The sequence below is a fragment of the Streptomyces katrae genome (genome assembly GCF_002028425.1).
Taxonomy (GTDB): domain Bacteria; phylum Actinomycetota; class Actinomycetes; order Streptomycetales; family Streptomycetaceae; genus Streptomyces; species Streptomyces katrae_A.
This window is the reverse complement of the sequence record NZ_CP020042.1, coordinates 3,342,201-3,359,098: the sequence shown is the minus strand read 5'-3', so window position 1 is coordinate 3,359,098 and position 16,898 is coordinate 3,342,201. Positions and strand designations below refer to the sequence as shown.

The following is a 16,898-nucleotide window of genomic DNA, read 5'->3' as shown; positions in this document are numbered from 1 at the left end:
TCCGGGAAGCATCAGGGGTTCCCGCCACACCTTCAGGTCAACTTGCCCGGGAATGGCCCGCGTTCGTCAGGGTTTGCGGTGGTGCGCGGGACTATGGCCGGCATGGCAACGAACACAGTGGACGTCCCCCGCCAGCGGCGGCGCCCCCGTACCCGCTCCGAGGACGAACCGGACGCCCCCAGGTCCCTGGCCTGGCTGCTGGTGGTCACCGGGGCCGCCGGACTGCTGGCCTCGTGGGTGATCACCCTCGACAAGTTCCTCCTGCTGGAGGACCCGGACTTCAAGCCCGCGTGCAGCCTCAACCCCGTCGTCTCCTGCGGCAGCGTCATGAAGAGCGCCCAGGCGGCCGTCTTCGGCTTCCCCAACCCGATGCTCGGGCTGGCCGCCTACGGGGTCGTGGTCTGCGTCGGCGCCGGACTGCTCGCCGGGGCCCGCCACCGGCGCTGGTTCTGGCTGGGACTGAACGCCGGCACGGCCTTCGGCACCGGCTTCTGCGCCTGGCTGATGGTCCAGTCGCTCTACGAGATCAACGCCCTGTGCCTGTGGTGCTGCCTGGCCTGGACGGCGACCCTGCTGATGTTCTGGGCGGTCACGGCCCACAACGTCCGCACCGGCCGGCTGCCCGCGCCCGCCCCGCTGCGGGGGTTCTTCACCGACTTCGCCTGGGCGCCGCCCGCCCTGCACCTCGGGGTGATCGGGATGCTGGTCCTGACCCGGTGGTGGGACTTCTGGACGGGGTAGCCCGGGTGGCCCCACGCGTACGAGGGCCCCGGCGGCTGGACGCCGCCGGGGCCCTCGTCACTTCGCTCCGCGGGCTGCGGCCCTGGACCAGGAAGGGTGGGGCTGGGGTCAGCTGCCCGAGGAGACGTTGCCGGACAGGACCGGGATGTTGTCCAGGATGTGCGAGAGCGGCTCGTCGCCCTTGGCCTGGGTGGAGTTCTCGGTGCACTGCTGGTTCTGCGGGTTGGACAGGATGTTGATGTCCTGGACACCGATGTTGGCCACGAGGGCGACCACGGACTGGGCGTTGACCTTCGCCGGCAGGGCGATGCAGGGCTTGTTGAGGGTGCCCTGGACCACGGAGAGCTGGGGGCTCATGTCGCCGGCGGTCTTCTGGTTGCCGTAGATCTGCTGGGAACCGTTGCCGTTGACGGTGTTGACCCCGTTGTCGTTGCCGATGGCCATGGCGGGGGAGGCAACCGCGGCGCCGGCGCCGACGGCAACGGCGGAGACCGCGGCGGCGGTCATGATCTTCTTGAGCATCATTGATCCTTTTGTCGCACGAGTGCCCGCTAGTGGAGCGCCCTGATCAACCGGCCGCCGCGGGGCATGGTTGCGCTGCTTCACTCGAACGGCTCGTGCGGGCCCGGGTTTTCCCCGGGGCGGGTGAGGCCGCTGCGGACACCTGCGCGAAGCCCGTACGCAGCCCCATGCGCGCGGGGGCGCCCGGGGTTCCGGTTGCGCCCCGTGGAGGGTGTTCGCACGGTGGGTGAGTAAGTGGACTACTCCGGTCCGCTTGCGCGACCACCCCGTAAGGATTCCTCATGCACTCCACCAAGGCGTCCCGTCTCCGCGTCCTCGTCCCGTCGGCCCTCGCCGTCGTCATACTGTCCGGCGCGGCCGCCCCCGCAGGCGCCGCGGACGGCCAGGGCCCCGCCGCCGTTGAGAGGAAGGCGGCGGCCGTGCAGCAGCAGATCGAACGGCTGGAGGAGGCGGCGGAATCCCGGGAGCGGGTCGCGGCCGGCCCGATCGACGACCTCCTGGCCGGCCTCTCGAAGACCCTCTCGGACCTGCTGGCCTCGCTCACGGGCCTGGTCGGGGGGATCAAGCTCCCACCGATCGAGCTGCCGAAGCTCCCCGAGATCAAGATCCCCGACGTCAAGCTGCCGGACCTCCCGGTCACCGTCCCCAAGCTGCCCGACCTCCCGGTGACCGTCCCCAAGCTGCCCGACCTCCCGGTGACCGTGCCCTCGGTCCCGGCGGTCCCGGCGGTGCCCGGAGCGGTACCGGCCGTCCCGGCCGTTCCGAGCGTCCCCGACGTCCAGATCCCCGACATCCCGATCAGCAACTAGCGGCCGGCCGCGGCGGACCCGGGCGGGCAGGATGGTTACGACTATTGGGCTGAACAGGTCAGATCTGGCCCTCGGCCGTGTCGTTGGGGAAGGTGGACCGTTTCGCTCGGTGTGAGCCCCGGTACCGGGGCAGGACATTCGAACGAGAAGGTGCACTTCCCATGAACTCTGCTGCCAAGAAGGCCGCCGTGGCCCTGGCCTCCGCTGGTCTCGCCGTGGCCGGTGCCGCCGGTGCCGCTTCCGCCGACGCCCAGGCCGAGGGCGCGGCCGTGGGCTCCCCGGGTGTCCTCTCGGGCAACCTGGTCCAGGTGCCGGTTCACATCCCGGTCAACATCTGCGGCAACTCCGTGAACGTCATCGGCGCGCTGAACCCGGCGTTCGGCAACATCTGCGTCAACGACTGACGTACGTCGCAGTCGGCACCACGCGACCGTGGGCGCCACCGGCCTCGCCGGTGGCGCCCACGGTCGTGTCGGGAGCCTTGACGGCAGGCCCCCCGGCGTCACTTGCCGCCGTTGAGCTCCACTCCGCCGAGCAGCGGGGAGACCTTGGTCGCACCGTTCGCCAGGCCCAGGGCCGTGCCGGGAACGTCGTTGCGGATCTTGTTGACGCTCTGCGCGGTGCCGACCACCTTGCCGACGGTGTCGCCCTGCTCGGCCAGCGCGTTGCCCGCCGTCTGGGGGAGGGCCTCGGAGACGGGGTTCACGGCGTTCAGCACCTCGGTCACTCCGCCCGTCGCGCTCATGGGGGGCATCGCGGGGGCGTCGGCCGCGAAGGCGGGGGCCGTGGCGCCGAGAGCGGCGACGGACCCGACGACGACGGCGGCGACCTGTGAGAGCTTCATTGTCGAAATCCTCTTCTTTTCGTGGACCGAGGCGTCAGCGGCGACCGGCTCGCCGCTTTCGCCCTGCGTAACGATTCCCGGCCGTTCCGGAAACGCCGGCCGGCGGACGCGCGGCAGCGGCCGGAGAATCCGACGGTGGATTCTCCGGCCGATATTTCTTCCGATTACCGGTATTCCCGGTCAGGCGGCCGCGGACCTCCGGTAGAGAATCGCGCCGCCGAGGACGAGCGCCGAGGCGAGGGCCGCCATGGCGCCCAGCTCACCCGCGCCGGTGGCCGCCAGCTGCGGCCCCGCGTGGGCGGGCGCCGGCGCCGGGGCCGGCGCGGGCAGGGTCACCGGCGGGGCGGTGACGGGCGCGGGCGCCGGAGCGGGCGCGGGCGCCGGGGGCAGGTGCACCGGGAGGTCGCCGGCCGGGGCGGCCGGGGGCTGGTCGGCCGGCGGGGCGACCACCGGGGCGGGGGCCGGGGCCGGCCACTGGGGCTGGCTGCCGTGCGGGGGCCGGGGCGCCGGGACCTCCTGCGCGGGCGGCGCGGGGACCGGCTGTGCCTCGGGGGCCGGGGCGGGCACGGGCGCCGGGAGGGTGTGCGGCTGCTCCTCGACCGGGGCGGGGAGGGTGTGCGGCTGCTCCTCGACCGGGGCCGGGAGCGTCTGGGTGTGCTCCTGCGGAACGGGGGCCTCGGCGGGCGGGGCCGGCGGCGCGGGCACGGGGGCCTGGGCGGGCGCCGGAGCCGGTGCGGGGGCCGGGAGCGGGGCCGCGGGCGGTGCCGGGGCGGGCGCGGGCCGGGGCTTGGGGGCGGGCTTCGGCCGGGGCTTGGGCTTCGGGTGGTGCGGCGCGGGCGCGGGGGGAGCCGGGTGCGGGGCCGGGGGCTGCGCGTGGGGGGCGGGCGGGTGGTCGTCGCACTCCTCCTGCCCGCCCCGCGGACCGCGGTCCTCCTCGCCGGAGCCGCCGTAGGCGTCCTCGTGGCGGCTGTCGTCGTGGCGGGGCGCCGCATGGCGCGGGGCCTCGTGCCGGGGTGCCTCGGGGCGGGGCGCGGCGTGCTTGGGCGCCTCGTGCCGGGGAGCCCCGGGGCTGGCCTCCTCGTGCCGGGGGGCCGCGTGCCGGGGGGTGTGGGCGCGGGGTGCCTCGTCGCCGCGCTCCCCGTAGCCGCCCTCGTCCTCGCCGCGCTGCGCGGGCAGCGCGGGCCGGCCGCTCTCGCGCTCCTCCAGGTAGTGCCGGAAGGCCTCGGCGTTCTCGGGACTCAGGTAGCGCTCGTAGTCGTGGTGGCCGCCCTCGGAGCCGGTCGAGGTCGCGCAGTTGTTGCCCATCGCGGGGTTGAGCGCGGCACCCCCGTCCACGCTGTTGCCGCACACGTTCGGCGACAAGGTGATGGGTACCGAGACGCTGTTGCCGGACAGCACGCCCGGTGAATGCGAGGCCTCCGCCATCGCCCCGGGATGCGCGTAGGCCGCGCCGGTCGCGATCGACAGCAGACTCGAGGCGGCCGCAGCCGTGAGCACCCCCTTGCCCAGTACCTGTCGGCTCAGTACCTGTCGCATGGGTCCTTCCCTGTCTACCGGCGCGGGGGCCGGTCCTGAATCGAAGGTGGCCTCGGAGTGCACCGCCGTGCACTCCGAGGCCACCCGAGGAGGTTCGCCCTTGCGGGCGCAGGCGCTTCGTCAGTTGTTGACGCAGGTGTTGCCGAACGCGGGGTTCAGCAGCGCGATCACGTTGACGGTGTTGCCGCAGACGTTCACGGGGATGTGGACGGGGACCTGCACGAGGTTCCCGGAGCCCACGCCGGGGGAGCCGACGGCCTTGCCGTCGGCGACCGAGTCGGCGATGGCGGGGGAGGCGGCACCGGCGGCGACGAGAACGCCGGCGGCCATCACCACTGCCTTCTTGTACTTCATCTGAATTCGATCCTTCCCGCAGAGGTCTGTCCGCTGCATAGACAACAACGAGTGGGCCGGAGAAAAGAAACCGCAGAATCACGGTATTTCCGGGGGGTGCCGGTCAATTCACTCCGATGCTCCGGCGGTGCGTTCGGGGAATTTTGGTCCGCATTTATCGGGCGGGGAATTGGGGGGCCCGATACGCGGCGAGGCCGCCGCGACCCCGGGGGTGCGGCGGCCTCGCGGTGCGGCCTCGGTCAGCTGCCGACGGAGGCGTTGCCGGACAGGATCGGGATGTTGTCCAGGATGTGCGAGAGGGCCTCGTCGCCCTTGGCCTGGGTGGAGTTCTCGGTGCACTGCTGGTTCTGCGGGCTGGACAGGATCGGGATGTCCTGGACGCCGACGTTGACCGCGGACAGGATCGACTGGGCGTTGACCTTGGCGGGCAGGGCGATGCAGGGCTTGTTGAAGGAGCCCTGGATCAGCGCCATCTGCGGGCTCATGTTGCCGTAGGTGGCCTGGTTGCCGTAGATCTGCGCGGAGTTGTTGCCGTTGACGGTGTTGATGCCGTTGTCGTTGCCGATGGCCATCGCCTGCGGGGCCATGGCGGCGCCGAGGCCGACGGTGGAGGCGGCAACCGCTGCGCCGGCGACAAGCTTCTTGATCATTACCATCCCTTTTTTGCAGGATTGCCCGGTACTGGAGCACCCGGATCAACGGCCCGGCTGGGGCTCGGGTTGCGTCCCTTCACCCGGATGCCGCCGTTTCGGGCGGCGCGGTTGACGTTCAGGCGTTCACGCAGTGGTTGCCGAAGGCCGGGTTCGGCAGCCCGATGAGCTGGGCGGTGCCGCCGCAGACGTTCACCGGCACGCCGACGGGGACCTGACGAGGTTGCCGCTCGGCACGCCGGGGACTGCGCGGCGACGCCCTATTCCTTTCGGTTCGGACCTCGAACGACGATGCACCGGCATAACGACCCGCCCACCGCCGGGGTGCGCGCTATCGCCCGAAAGGCCGTACGAGCGAGTCCGACGTGATTTCCAGCCCGATTTCTGACAAAGTTCACTCCTGTTTTGTCCCCTTGATCGAAAATGGAGACGGGGTCATGGGTTCCTCCCGCAGAATCCTCGGCGCACTCGGTCTGCTGTCCGGCCTCGTGCTTTCCGCGCACGCCCCTTCGGCGGGTGCCGCCGTTCCCGCCGCGGCACGTGAAATGCCCCGGATCCCCTTCACTCAGCGTTACCAGTCGGTGCAGCACGGCGGACTGGTCCGCGCCTCGAACTCGGCGATCAGCTGCCGCCGCGAGGAGTCCCCGCAGGCCGAGCCGTGCCCGGAGGTCAAGAAGGGCGCGGCCGGGACCAACGGCGACTTCGAGATGTTCTACGACGAGGTCGACAAGGACCCCGACACCTACAACTCCACCCGGGCCGAGCTCAAGGTCCCGCAGGGCGCGAAGGTCTCGTACGCCCGGCTGTACTGGGGCGGGAACCTGCGGGTCGGGGAGCAGAAGCCGCCGGAGGACAACGGCCGCGTGCTGGTCGCCGAGCCCGGGGGCGCGTACAAGGCGGTGATCGCCGACACGGTGATCGGGCACCGCACCGACGCGGGCAGCGACGCCTACCAGGCCTCGGCCGACGTCACCCCGCTGGTGCGCAAGGGCGGTGCGGGGATGTGGACCGTGGCCCAGCTCAACGTGGCCATGGGGCACTCGGAGGTGGGCGCCTGGGGCGGCTGGACGCTGGTGGTCGCGTACGAGCACCCGCAGGAGCCGGTGCGCCGGATCTCGCTGTGGGACGGCTTCGAGTCCCTTGCCGCCGGGGCCGGCGAGGCCGCCGCGGAGACGGTGCAGGTGGCCGGGCTGGACGCGCCCCCGGGGGCCGCGGGCAAGGCCGGCGTGGTCGCGTACGACGGGGACCGCGGAGCCCTGGGGGACTCACTCACGGTGACGGCGGACAGCGGGCGCCGGATCAACGTCAGCGACGCGGAGAACCCCTTCAACGACGTCATGAATTCCACCATCACGGAATTCGGGCGTTCTGCATCCGTACGACAGCCTGAAAATATTAATAATCTCGGATATGACGCGGACGTGTTTGATCTGAGTCCCGCTCTGTCCGGTGGCGCCCACAGCCTGGACTTCAGGTTCACGGGCGAAAGCCAGGGTCAATTCCTCGGTGTGCTCTTCGTTCAGACAGACGCGCGCCGCTGAGCGCAGGAGACCGCTCCACGTGCCGAAACACCCCTCGCCGGCCGGCTCCCCGGCCGCGCAGTCCGTTACCGTCCTGCACCTCGTCCAGCCCGTCGAGGGCGGCGTCGCACGGGTCGTCACCGACCTCGTACGGGCCCAGTCGGCCGCCGGGCTGCGCGTCGTCGTCGGCTGCCCCGACGGCGGCGTCCTCGCCGGCGACGCCCGCGCGGCCGGGGCCGAGGTGCTGACCTGGCGCGCCGGACGCTCCCCCGGACCGGGACTGCCGGCCGAGGTGCTCGCCGCCGCCCGACTGGTCCGCCGCGTCCGCCCCGACCTGCTGCACGCCCACAGCGCCAAGGCCGGCCTGGCCGGGCGGATCGCCGTACGGGGCTCCCTGCCCACGGTGTTCCAGCCCCACGCCTGGTCCTTCGACGCCGTCGGCGGCACCACCGCCGCCCTCGCGCTGCGCTGGGAACGGGCCGGCGCCCGCTGGGCCGACCGGGTGCTCTGCGTCAGCGAGGCCGAGCGCCGGGCCGGCGAGTCCGAGGGGATCGACGCCCGCTGGACGGTGATCCGCAACGGCGTCGACCTCACCCACTTCCGCCCCGGCCACCCCGACCCCGGCCGCGACCGCGCCGAGGCCCGCGCCGGACTCCCGCTGCCCGCCGCCCTCCAGGACGGACCCCTCGCCGTCTGCGTCGGCCGGCTCTGCCCCCAGAAGGGCCAGGACGTCCTGCTGCGCGCCTGGCCCGAGGTGGCGGCCACCGTCCCCGGCGCCCGCCTCGCCCTGGTCGGCGACGGCCCCGACGCCGAACGGCTGCGCCGCGCCGCACCCCCCGGAGTCCACTTCGCCGGAGCCGCCGCCGACATCCGACCGTGGCTTCGGGCCGCCGATCTCGTTGTATTGCCGTCGCGGTGGGAAGGCATGGCGCTCGCCCCCCTCGAAGCCATGGCCTGCGGCCGACCGGTCCTGGTCTCCGACGTCAGCGGTGCGCGGGAGAGCCTGCCGTCCGGCCACGGACGGCTCTGCCTGGTACCTCCGGAGGACCCGACGGCGCTGGCCAAGGCGCTGGGACGGCTGCTCGCCGAACCGCGGCTGCTCACCGAACTCGGGGAGCAGGCCCAGCAGCACGCCCGGAGCGAGTTCGACGTGCGGCGGACCACGGACGCGGTCACCGGCCTGTACCACGAACTGCTGGGCAGGCCCGCCCCCTTGCTCCACCGGGGGGACCCCCAGCCCTTGAACCAGGAGCGCATCAGCCGATGACGATGGACAGCGCAGCCGCCCGGCACACCGGAGGGCAGAGCGGCACGGGGCACGCCGGCGGCAGCGCCTTCGCCTCCGTGTCGCGGGCCGCCCCACCCGCCGTGTCACCCGCCAAGCCCCGCCGTGCCGTGACCGCCATCCACCCGCCGCGCGGCCCCCGCGCCGATCGGGCCCGCCCCGCCGTCCGCCCGGACCGGGTCCGCCGCGGCCGGGGTCCCGCCGCGCTCCTGGCCGCCGACGCGCTGGCCGCCGCCGTCACCGCGACCGCCCTGCCCGGCTCGCCGCTCCCGCCCCAGGCCGCGGTACCGGCCGCCGTCCTGCTCGCCGCCGCCAACGCCGCCCTCCAGGCGCAGGGCGGCCTCTACCGGCCCCGCCTCGCGCCCTCCGCCCTGCTCGAACTGCCCGCCCTGGCCGGGCGGGCCGCCGCGCTGTGGTGCGGGGCCGCCGCCGTCCTCGCCGCCGCCGCACCCGGGCGGGCCCTCGGCTGGAACACCCTGCTCACCGCCGTCTGCCTGCACGTCGTCCTGGCCTGCGCGGGACGCGGGCTCGTCCACCGGATGTGGCGCCGATCGGCCGTGCGCCGCCCCGTCTCCACGCTCGTCGTCGGCCCCGGGGACGGCGCCGGCGCGGTCGCCGCCGCGCTGCACGGACGCCCCGAGTACGGGCTGCGGCCCGTCGGGATCGCCGACCCCGCCGAGGCCGCCGACGGGGAGGGCGGCCCGCTGCCCGTACTCGCCACCCACGAGGACGTCCGGCGCGCCGTCATCCAGAACTCCGTGCGCTGCGCCGTCTTCACCCGCCCGCCCGAGGCCGACGAGCGCACCGCCGCACTGGTCCGCCTCTTCCACGACCACGGCTGCCGGCTCTGGCTCGCCGACCCCGCCGGCACCGCCAAGGTCACCGGCATGCGGCTCGCCCACCCCGCCGACCAGCTGTGGGGCCACGCCGTCCAGCCCCTGCTGCCCCGCCCCGCCCGGCCCCTGGAGCGGTCCGCCAAGCGGGTCATCGACTCCCTGCTCGCCGCGCTCGCCCTGCTCGCCGCCGCCCCCGTCATGGGGGCCTGCGCCCTGGCCGTACGGCTGTCCGACGGACCCGGGGTGATCTTCCGTCAGGAACGCGTCGGCCTCTACGGACGCCCCTTCACCCTGCTGAAGTTCCGCACCCTGCGCGCCGACGCGCACGAGTCCGCCACCCGCTGGACCGTGGCCGGCGACTGCCGGATGAGCCTCGTCGGCTCCTTCCTGCGCAAGTCCTCGCTGGACGAGCTGCCGCAGCTGTGGAACGTGGTCCGCGGCGACATGAGCCTGGTTGGCCCGCGCCCCGAACGCCCCTTCTTCGTCGCCAAGTTCAGCAGCATCCACCCCGGCTACGAGGCCCGCCACCGGATGCCGGCCGGCATCACCGGCCTGGCCCAGATCAACGGGCTGCGCGGGGACACGTCCATCGAGGACCGGGCCCGCTTCGACAACCACTACATCGACACCTGGTCGCTCTGGCAGGACCTGTGGATCCTGGCCCGCACCGCCGCCTCCTTCTTCCGGTTCCGGCTGGGCGGGAGCTGAACCATGACCCTCGCCGTCCCCGGACCCGTGCGCCCGCCCGGCGCGGCCGCCGCGCTGCGCCGGCACTGGCCGCTGCTGCCGCTCGCCGCGACCGTCCTGTTCCTCCTCGCCCCGCTCCCGGCCGGTGACGCCACCGCCTCCGGGAAGGTCGGCCCCGCCGACGCCGCCTCGCTGCTGCTCGCCCTCGTCTGCGCCGTCCAGGCCCTGCGCGGGAGGGTGCGCAGGCTCGACCCGCTGGGCGTGCTCGTGCTCGGGGCGCCGGGGATCGGGCTCGCCGTCGCCACGATGACCGCCGGGGACCCGTACGCCGCCCTGCCCGGGTTCGTGCGCTACCTCCAGGTGTTCGTACTGGTCCCGGCGGCCGTGGTGCTGCTGGTGCGCGACGCCCTGGAGTTCCGGCTGGCCGCCGGGTGCTTCGTCGTGCTCGGGCTGGTGCAGGGCGCCGTGGGCGTCGTGCAGTACGCGACCCACACCGGAGCCTCCTACCAGGGCGAGGACATCCGCGCCGTGGGCACCTTCGGCCCCGGCGACGTCATGGGCATGGCCACCGTCGTCGCGTACGGGCTGATCGTCGCCACCGCCGCCGCCCTCGCCCCGGGACTGCCCGCGAAGGTCCGGCGGACCGCCGGGGGCTGCGCGCTGGTCCTGGTGGTGCCGCTGGTGCTCTCCTTCAGCCGGGGTGCGTGGATCGCCACCGCCGCGGCCGCGCTGCTGGTGATGTGCCTGGCCGGGATCCGCCGCGCGCTGGCGGTGCTGCTGGCGCTGACCGCCCTCGGGGTGGTCCTCGTCGGCGGGCTCGGGCTGGGCTCCGAGATGGTCGCCGAACGGCTGAACTCCATCACCCAGGTCTCCAGCGCCCCCGACCAGTCGGTGACCGACCGCTACACGATGTGGGCCGCCGCCGAGTCGATGTGGCGCGAGCGGCCCGCCGTCGGGGTGGGCCTCAAGGGCTTCCCCGCCCAGCGCGACGGGCACTCCTCGCTCGGGCTGTCCTCCGGCAGCGACACCGCCGGGGCGGGCCAGGCCTTCGTGAAGCAGCCCCTGCTCTCCCCGCACAACATGTACCTGCTGGTCCTCGGCGAGCAGGGGCTCGTCGGACTGCTCGCGCTCGCGGGCGGCTGGGCCGCCCTCCTGGTCGCGGGCCTGCGCCGGTACGCGGCCGCCCGGGACCGGGCGCTGCGGGACTGCGGGCTGATCGCCACCGGCCTGTTCGTCTGGCAGCTGACCGACTTCCTGTACGCGGACATCGGCGGCCCCTCCACCGTGCTGACCGGTGTGATCATCGGGCTCGCGGCCTGGTGGGCCCTGCCCTCCACCGGCCTCGCGGGCGGCCGGCCCGCCGACGGGCCGGCCGCCCGGTGACCGACACGACACCCTGGCGGAGGCCCGCGGCCCCGGCGACCGACGTCGCCGCGGCCGCGGGCCCCGCCGCTGTCCCCGCCGGACGGGCCGCCCGGCCCGGGCGGGGCACGGGCCGCGCCCGGGCTGCGGCCGGGGCGGGGGCCGGGGCGGGGGCCGGGGCAGTGAAGGCGGCTCCGCTCGGGCGGTTCCTCGCCAAGGCCGCCGCCGTCACCGCCGGACTGACCGCCGCCGGAGCCCTGTTCGGCCTCGTCCGCGACCAGACCATCGCGCACCTCTTCGGCGCCGGACACGACAGCGACGCCTTCCTCATCTCCTGGACCGTCCCCGAGATGGCCTCGACCCTGCTGATCGAGGACGCCATGGCCCTGCTGATGGTGCCCGCCTTCAGCCACGCCCTGGCCCGGCGCGCCGCCAGCCGGGCCGGGCTCACCCGCCGGGAAGCCCGCGCCGCCGACCCCGTACGCCTGCTCGTCGGGGCCACCCTGCCGCGCCTGATGGTCTTCCTCGCCGCCGTCGCCTCCGTGCTCGTCCTCGCCGCACCCCTGGTCGTCGACATCCTGGCGCCCGGCCTGCCCGACCCGGAACTGGCCGTCCAGTGCACCCGGATGACCGCCCTGACCGTCCTGACCTTCGGCATCGCCGGATACTTCAGCGCCGGCCTGCGCGCCCACCGGTCCTTCCTGCCGCCCGCCGCGATCTACGTCTCGTACAACGTCGGCATCATCGGCACCATGGTCGCCCTCCACACCCTGTGGGGCGTCCGTGCCGCCGCCGCCGGGGTCGCCGTCGGCGGACTGCTGATGGTGCTCGTCCAGCTGCCCGCGTTCATCCGCAACGTCGGCTTCGGCCCTCCCCGTGCCAGGAGGACCCCGCGCAGCCAGCGCGACCGCGACCGGCCCACCCTCGTCGCCTTCGGGATGATCGCCCCCGTCATCTCCTTCGCCGTCTTCCGCCAGTCCCAGGTCCTCGTCGAACGCTTCCTCGCCGCCTCCCTGCCCCCCGGCGCCATCTCGCACCTCAACTACGCGCAGAAGGTCGCGCAGATGCCGATGGTGCTCTCCCTGATGATCTGCACCGTCACCTTCCCCGTCGTCGCCCAGGCCATGGCCGGCGGCGAACGCGAGAAGGCCCGCCGGCGCGTCGAACAGGACCTCGCCCTCGCCTCCCTCGCCGTCCTCCTCGGCACGGCCCTGGTCATCGGCTACGCACCGCAGATCATCGAAGTCCTCTTCGAACGCGGCGCCTTCACCCACCAGGACACCCTCACCACCGCCTCCGTCATGCGCGTCTACGGCCTCGGCCTCCTCGGCCACTGCCTCGTCGGCGCCCTGTCCCGGCCCTTCTTCTCGACCGCCCGGCCCACCTGGTTCCCGGCGCTCGCGATGGGTGCCGGGCTGTTCGTCAACATCGCCGCCGGAGCCCTCTTCGTCGGCTGGTGGGGCACCTACGGCATCGCCGCCGCCAACGCCGCCGGCATCACCGCCGCCGCCGCCCTGCTCCTCACCGGCATCGGCTCCCGCATCATCCCCATCCAGGCCCGCCGCGTGGCCGTCAGCATCGGCCGCCTCGCCGTCGCGGCCGCCTCCGCCTGCGCCACCGGCTGGCTCGCCGGCCCGATGATCCCCGACCCGCTGCTCAGCGCCGCCCTCGGCTGCCTGCTCGTCCCCGCCATGTTCGGGGCCACCGGCATGGCCATGAGAGCCATCGAGATCACCGCCCTGCCCGGCCAGATCGCCCAGCTCGCCGCCCAGACCGCCGTCCAGATCACCCAGCTCACCCAGAGGTTCCGCAATGCCCGCTGACACCGACACGGCACCCGCCGCCGTGACGGCCGCCGCCCGCCGGACCGCATCGCCGTGGGTCCTGATGTACCACTCCGTCGCCGAGTTCACCGACCCGGCCGAAGACCCGTACGGGATCACCGTCACCCCCGGCGCCCTGGAGGCCCAGCTGCTGTGGCTGCGCTCCCGCGGGCTGCGCGGGGTGTCCGTCGGCGAACTCCTGCGCGCCCGCGCGGCCGGCCGCGCCCAGGGCCTCGTCGGCCTCACCTTCGACGACGGCTACACCGACTTCCTCACCCGCGCCCTGCCCCTGCTGCGCCGCCACGGGTTCACCGCCACCCTCTTCGTACTGCCCGGCCGGCTCGGCGTCGACAACGTGTGGGACCCGCTCGGCCCCCGCAAGTCCCTCCTCACCGCCGAGCAGATCCGCGAGGTCGCCGCCGCCGGCCAGGAGATCGGCTCCCACGGGCTGCTCCACCAGGACCTCACCGCCGCTCCCGACGACGTCCTCCAGCAGGAACTGCGCGGCAGCCGCGAGCTCCTGCGCGAAATCACCGGCACCCTCCCCGAGGGCTTCTGCTACCCCTACGGGCACCTCGACGCCCGTGTCGTCGACGCCACCCGCGCCGCCGGGTACGGGTACGCCTGCGCGATCTCCCCCGGCCGCCTCGCCGGCCGCCACGCCCTGCCCCGTACGCACGTCAGCCAGGCCGACGGAGCCGCCCGGATGCGGATCAAGGAGCTGCGGCACGGGGCGCGCGAGCTGCGGCGGAAGGTGCCGGTGCTGCGGTGAAGGCCCTCCACGTCATCACCGGGCTCGGCGTCGGCGGCGCCGAACAGCAACTGCGCCTGCTGCTGCGCCACATGCCGATGCAGTGCGACGTCCTGACCCTCACCAACCCCGGCCCGGTCGCCGAAGGGCTGCGCGCCGACGGGGTCCGCGTCGTCCACCTCGGCATGCGCGGCAACCGCGACCTGGGCGCGCTGCCCAAGCTCGTCCGGTTCATCCGCCGCGGCCGCTACGACCTCGTCCACACCCACCTGTACCGGGCCTGCGTCTACGGCCGCATCGCCGCCCGGCTCGCGGGCGTCGGCGCGACGGTCGCCACCGAACACTCCCTGGGCGAGGCCGAGATCGAGGGCCGCCCGCTGTCCCGCGGGGTCCGCTCCCTCTACCTGGCCAGCGAACGCCTCGGCGCGGCGACCGTCGCCGTGTCGGACACCGTCGCCGCCCGGCTGGAGGACTGGGGGGTGCCGGCCGCCCGCGTCCACGTGGTCCCGAACGGGATCGAGGCCGCCCGCTTCCGCTTCGACGAGGGCGTACGCCGCGCCACCCGCGCCCGCACCGGGCTGCCCGAACGGGCCTTCGTGATCGGCGGGGTCGGGCGGCTGGTCCCGGGCAAGCGGTTCGACGTCCTGGTACGGGCCGTCGCCGCGCTCCCGGGGGCGCACCTGCTGCTGGCCGGGGACGGGCCCGAGCGGGCCGCGCTGCGCAGCCTGGCCGCCGAACTGGGCGCGCAGTCGCGGATCCACCTGCTGGGGGAGCGGGACCCGCTGGGCGACAGCCCCGACGGGCGCACCCCCGGCATCCCCGCGCTGCTGGCCGCCATGGACGTGTTCGTGTCCCCGTCGCGGGAGGAGGCGTTCGGGCTGGCCGTGGTCGAGGCGCTGGCCGCGGGGCTGCCCGTGCTGCACGTCACCTGCCCCGCCATCGACGACCTCCCCGCCGCGCAGGCGCCGGGGGCGCGGCGGATCGGCACCGGCACCGCGGAGCTGGTCGCCGCGCTGCGCGGGCACATGGAGGCGGGGGCGCGCCGGCTGCCGGCGCCGCCGGTGGTGCGGCGGTACGACATCGCGCGGAGCGCGGAACGGCTGCTGGACGTCTACGGGCTCGCGCTCGCGGCGCCCGTGCCCGTGCCCATGCCCGTGCCTTCGGCTCGGGGCGGGGCGGAGCCGGAGCCGGCCGGGCCTGCCGGGCCGGGGCCGGTCCGGGACGGCTCGGGGGAGGGCTGACCCGCCTCCTTTCCGCGTACGTACCCGATCACCTCATCACCCCTTCGTCTCTTCACCTCCCACCCCTCCACCAAGGAAGCGAGCGTCCTCATGACCGACACCGCCGACCAGAAGAAGTCCGACCACCGTTCCGGCAAGAAGCGCAGGTTCCTGCCCCCGCCCGCCTGGTGGCCGCTGCCCGCCTGCGCCCTGCTCGGACTGGCCGCCGGCGGGGCGTACGGGGTGCTCAAGGCACCCGACTACGCGGCCACCAGCTACGTCGTCGCCGTGCCGAACGAGACCACCCAGCCGGCCACCGCCCAGGGCTTCGCCCAGGCCTACGGCCGCATCGCCACCAGCAGCTCCACCCTCGCCTACGCCCAGCCCCGCGCGGGCATCGGCGCCCAGCAGCTGCGGACGCAGGTCCGGGCCGAGACCTCCCCCGACTCCCCGATGATCGCGATCACCGGCACCTCCAGGAGCGCTTCCGAGGCCGCCGACATCGCCAACGCCGTCGCGGACGCCCTCACGCTGAGCAGCAACCAGGCCGCCAAGAACACGGGTGTGCAACTGCTGCTGTTCAGCCAGGCCGTCGCGCCGACCGAGCCCTCCTCCCCGTCCGCCGCGATCAGCGCCGCCGTCGGACTGTGCGCGGGCGGGCTGCTCGGCGGGCTGTGGCTGCTGGCCCGGCCCGCCCGCCGCCGGCCCGAGGAGCGGGAGGGGGCGGAGCACCCGGTGGTGGAGGAGTACGCCTCCCTGCCCGCCCAGGGCGAGCACTCCGGGCACTCCGAGACCAAGGAGAAGGAGTCCGTGCGATGACGCAGGGCTCCACCGGGGCTCTGACGGTGACGCTGTGCCGGGACTCCCGGCAGTTCGCGGCGCTGGAGGAGGCCTGGAACCGGCTCGTCCGGGCGTGTCCCACCGCCACCCCCTTCCAGAGCCACGCCTGGCTGCACTCGTGGTGGCTGTCGTACGGCAAGGACGGGCGGCTGCGGATCCTGCTCGTGCGGCGGGGCGAGGAACTGGTCGGGGCGGCCGCGCTGATGCTCGTACACCGGCCGCTGCCGCGGCTGGTGCCGCTGGGCGGGCCGATCACCGACTACTTCGACGTGCTCGTGTCGCGGGAGCACGCCGGGCAGGTCGTGCCCGCCCTGGCGCAGGGGCTGCACCGGGCCGCCCGCAGGGCCGTGGTCGACCTGCGCGAGGTACGGCCCGGGGCCGCCGCCGAAGCCGTGTTCGACGCCTGGCCGGGGGTGTCCAGCAGGCTGACCGACTCCACCTGCATGGAGCTGCCCGCCCTCCCCTTCGACCAGCTCGTCAAGCGGATGCCGGCCTCCGGCGCCCAGCGGGTGCGGGCCAAGCTGCGCAAGACCGACGCCGCCGGGATCGAGGAACACGAGGTCACCGAGCAGGAGGTGCCGCAGGCCGTACGGACCCTGCTGCGGCTGCACGAGAAGCAGTGGCGCGGCCGCGGGGTGACCCCGGAGCACCTCAGGCCCCGCTTCGCCGAGCACCTGACCCGGGCCACCCGGCGGATGGTGCGGGCGGGGGAGGGCCGGCTGACGGAGTTCCGGCTGGACGGGAACGTGGTGGCGGCCAACGTCACCCTGCTGTCCGCCGCGCTGAGCGGCGGCTACCTGTACGGGGCGGACCCGGGGCTGCGCGAGCGGAAGGTGGACGTGGCGACGCTGCTGCTGCGCTACGAGGCCGGGCGGGCGCTGGAGGAGGGCCGGGCGGTGGTGAGCTTCCTGCGCGGCAACGAGCCGTACAAGAACCACTGGCGTCCGGAGACGGTCGTCAACCAGCGCCTGCTGATGGCCACGCACGCGCTCGCGCCCCTGCTGCGACTGCACGAGTCGCAGGTCACGGGGCGCGAGCGGGCGGTGGGGGCGCTGCGCGAGGCCCTGCCGGCCGCCCGGGACTGGCGGGCGCGGCTGAACGAACTGCGGGTGCGATGA

General features: G+C 74.4%; 17 protein-coding genes and 1 pseudogene. 12 read left to right on the top strand and 6 right to left on the bottom strand.

Annotated features, from left to right (window positions below):
• Window positions 1–102 precede the first annotated feature (102 nt).
• The gene (locus B4U46_RS15050) at window positions 103–741 is read left to right on the top strand and encodes a vitamin K epoxide reductase family protein (protein ID WP_079431772.1); all 639 of its coding nucleotides are present in this window, start codon (window positions 103–105) and stop codon (window positions 739–741) included.
• A 108-nt stretch (window positions 742–849) separates the two neighbouring features.
• On the opposite strand, the gene B4U46_RS15045 is transcribed toward B4U46_RS15050, so the two are convergent.
• Complete coding sequence (locus B4U46_RS15045; protein WP_079427769.1) at window positions 850–1,263, bottom strand: rodlin; 414 nt, start codon at window positions 1,261–1,263, stop codon at window positions 850–852.
• Between the two features lie 281 nt (window positions 1,264–1,544).
• Between B4U46_RS15045 and B4U46_RS15040 the strand changes: the two genes are divergently transcribed.
• Window positions 1,545–2,072, top strand: a complete 528-nt coding sequence (locus B4U46_RS15040) for a hypothetical protein (protein WP_079427767.1) — start codon at window positions 1,545–1,547, stop codon at window positions 2,070–2,072.
• 161 nt (window positions 2,073–2,233) lie between these two features.
• On the top strand, window positions 2,234–2,476 hold the full coding sequence (locus B4U46_RS15035) for a chaplin (RefSeq protein ID WP_079427765.1): 243 nt from the start codon (window positions 2,234–2,236) through the stop codon (window positions 2,474–2,476).
• A 98-nt stretch (window positions 2,477–2,574) separates the two neighbouring features.
• Here B4U46_RS15035 and B4U46_RS15030 read toward each other — a convergent pair whose 3' ends face one another.
• The 5 genes and pseudogenes from B4U46_RS15030 to B4U46_RS36535 form a co-directional block, all read right to left on the bottom strand.
• A complete protein-coding gene (locus tag B4U46_RS15030) occupies window positions 2,575–2,916 on the bottom strand; it encodes a hypothetical protein (RefSeq protein ID WP_079427763.1) in 342 nt (113 codons plus the stop codon).
• Window positions 2,917–3,096: 180 nt separating this feature from the next.
• Entirely contained in the window at window positions 3,097–4,452 is a 1,356-nt protein-coding gene (locus B4U46_RS40060) for a chaplin (RefSeq protein WP_079427761.1), read from the bottom strand.
• 120 nt (window positions 4,453–4,572) lie between these two features.
• Window positions 4,573–4,806, bottom strand: coding sequence for a chaplin (locus tag B4U46_RS15020; protein ID WP_079427759.1), 234 nt, complete (start codon window positions 4,804–4,806; stop codon window positions 4,573–4,575).
• Between the two features lie 239 nt (window positions 4,807–5,045).
• Entirely contained in the window at window positions 5,046–5,456 is a 411-nt protein-coding gene (locus B4U46_RS15015; protein ID WP_079427756.1) for a rodlin, read from the bottom strand.
• 118 nt (window positions 5,457–5,574) lie between these two features.
• Window positions 5,575–5,699 (bottom strand): annotated as a pseudogene (locus B4U46_RS36535) (chaplin); the annotation flags it as partial.
• A 122-nt stretch (window positions 5,700–5,821) separates the two neighbouring features.
• Between B4U46_RS36535 and B4U46_RS15005 the strand changes: the two are divergent.
• The 9 genes from B4U46_RS15005 to B4U46_RS14965 all read left to right on the top strand — a co-directional run bounded on the left by B4U46_RS15005 (window position 5,822) and on the right by B4U46_RS14965 (window position 16,898).
• Window positions 5,822–6,997: a DUF3344 domain-containing protein gene (locus tag B4U46_RS15005; RefSeq protein WP_079427754.1), complete on the top strand. Its 1,176-nt coding sequence runs from the start codon at window positions 5,822–5,824 to the stop codon at window positions 6,995–6,997.
• Window positions 6,998–7,016: 19 nt separating this feature from the next.
• The gene (locus B4U46_RS15000; RefSeq protein WP_079427752.1) at window positions 7,017–8,243 is read left to right on the top strand and encodes a glycosyltransferase; all 1,227 of its coding nucleotides are present in this window, start codon (window positions 7,017–7,019) and stop codon (window positions 8,241–8,243) included.
• 2 nt (window positions 8,244–8,245) lie between these two features.
• Window positions 8,246–9,805, top strand: coding sequence for an exopolysaccharide biosynthesis polyprenyl glycosylphosphotransferase (locus B4U46_RS14995; RefSeq protein ID WP_079427750.1), 1,560 nt, complete (start codon window positions 8,246–8,248; stop codon window positions 9,803–9,805).
• A 3-nt stretch (window positions 9,806–9,808) separates the two neighbouring features.
• Window positions 9,809–11,167, top strand: coding sequence for an O-antigen ligase family protein (locus B4U46_RS14990; protein WP_079427748.1), 1,359 nt, complete (start codon window positions 9,809–9,811; stop codon window positions 11,165–11,167).
• Complete coding sequence (murJ, locus tag B4U46_RS14985) at window positions 11,164–12,969, top strand: murein biosynthesis integral membrane protein MurJ (protein ID WP_237292874.1); 1,806 nt, start codon at window positions 11,164–11,166, stop codon at window positions 12,967–12,969. Before B4U46_RS14990 ends, murJ begins: the two co-directional genes overlap by 4 nt.
• Complete coding sequence (locus B4U46_RS14980) at window positions 12,959–13,741, top strand: polysaccharide deacetylase family protein (RefSeq protein WP_079427746.1); 783 nt, start codon at window positions 12,959–12,961, stop codon at window positions 13,739–13,741. Before murJ ends, B4U46_RS14980 begins: the two co-directional genes overlap by 11 nt.
• On the top strand, window positions 13,738–14,961 hold the full coding sequence (locus tag B4U46_RS14975) for a glycosyltransferase (RefSeq protein WP_079427744.1): 1,224 nt from the start codon (window positions 13,738–13,740) through the stop codon (window positions 14,959–14,961). Before B4U46_RS14980 ends, B4U46_RS14975 begins: the two co-directional genes overlap by 4 nt.
• 90 nt (window positions 14,962–15,051) lie before the next feature.
• Window positions 15,052–15,759 carry a lipopolysaccharide biosynthesis protein gene (locus B4U46_RS14970; RefSeq protein WP_079427743.1) on the top strand — a complete coding sequence of 236 codons (708 nt, stop codon included), beginning with the start codon at window positions 15,052–15,054 and terminating at the stop codon, window positions 15,757–15,759.
• Entirely contained in the window at window positions 15,756–16,898 is a 1,143-nt protein-coding gene (locus B4U46_RS14965) for a GNAT family N-acetyltransferase (protein WP_079427741.1), read from the top strand. The genes B4U46_RS14970 and B4U46_RS14965 overlap by 4 nt, the downstream gene beginning before the upstream one ends.

Bases quoted from the DNA above. Each gene is read 5' to 3' on its own strand.
- B4U46_RS15050 (WP_079431772.1), top strand. From the start codon at position 103: ATGGCAACGAACACAGTGGACGTCCCCCGCCAGCGGCGGCGCCCCCGT.
- B4U46_RS15045 (WP_079427769.1), bottom strand. From the start codon at position 1,263: ATGCTCAAGAAGATCATGACCGCCGCCGCGGTCTCCGCCGTTGCCGTC.
- B4U46_RS15040 (WP_079427767.1), top strand. From the start codon at position 1,545: ATGCACTCCACCAAGGCGTCCCGTCTCCGCGTCCTCGTCCCGTCGGCC.
- B4U46_RS15035 (WP_079427765.1), top strand. From the start codon at position 2,234: ATGAACTCTGCTGCCAAGAAGGCCGCCGTGGCCCTGGCCTCCGCTGGT.
- B4U46_RS15030 (WP_079427763.1), bottom strand. From the start codon at position 2,916: ATGAAGCTCTCACAGGTCGCCGCCGTCGTCGTCGGGTCCGTCGCCGCT.
- B4U46_RS40060 (WP_079427761.1), bottom strand. From the start codon at position 4,452: ATGCGACAGGTACTGAGCCGACAGGTACTGGGCAAGGGGGTGCTCACG.
- B4U46_RS15020 (WP_079427759.1), bottom strand. From the start codon at position 4,806: ATGAAGTACAAGAAGGCAGTGGTGATGGCCGCCGGCGTTCTCGTCGCC.
- B4U46_RS15015 (WP_079427756.1), bottom strand. From the start codon at position 5,456: ATGATCAAGAAGCTTGTCGCCGGCGCAGCGGTTGCCGCCTCCACCGTC.
- B4U46_RS14995 (WP_079427750.1), top strand. From the start codon at position 8,246: ATGGACAGCGCAGCCGCCCGGCACACCGGAGGGCAGAGCGGCACGGGG.
- B4U46_RS14990 (WP_079427748.1), top strand. From the start codon at position 9,809: ATGACCCTCGCCGTCCCCGGACCCGTGCGCCCGCCCGGCGCGGCCGCC.
- B4U46_RS14980 (WP_079427746.1), top strand. From the start codon at position 12,959: ATGCCCGCTGACACCGACACGGCACCCGCCGCCGTGACGGCCGCCGCC.
- B4U46_RS14970 (WP_079427743.1), top strand. From the start codon at position 15,052: ATGACCGACACCGCCGACCAGAAGAAGTCCGACCACCGTTCCGGCAAG.
- B4U46_RS14965 (WP_079427741.1), top strand. From the start codon at position 15,756: ATGACGCAGGGCTCCACCGGGGCTCTGACGGTGACGCTGTGCCGGGAC.